The organism is Streptomyces oceani, from assembly GCF_001751245.1.
GTDB lineage: Bacteria > Actinomycetota > Actinomycetes > Streptomycetales > Streptomycetaceae > Streptomyces > Streptomyces oceani.
This window is the reverse complement of record NZ_LJGU01000008.1, coordinates 1-210: the sequence shown is the minus strand read 5'-3', so window position 1 is coordinate 210 and position 210 is coordinate 1. Positions and strand designations below refer to the sequence as shown.

Below are 210 nucleotides of genomic sequence, written 5' to 3'. Positions count from 1 at the left end.
GAGGGGTTGTTGGGTGAGGGGTTTGGGGTGTTTGTGGAGCCGAGTGCGCATCCGGTGTTGGTGGTGCCGGTGGGGGAGTCGGCTGAGGTGTGTGGTGTGGATGTGGTGGTGGTGGGGTCGTTGCGGCGTGGTGAGGGTGGTTTGGGGCGGTTGTATGCGTCGTTGGGTCAGGTGTGGTCGCGGGGTGTGGAGGTGGATTGGTCCAAGGCT

General features: G+C 64.3%; 1 protein-coding gene. It reads left to right on the top strand.

Going from position 1 to position 210, the window contains the following annotated elements; all coding sequences use genetic code 11:
• The coding region (locus tag AN216_RS28835; protein WP_170842966.1) for a hypothetical protein at nt 1-210 on the top strand (210 nt) is incomplete at both ends.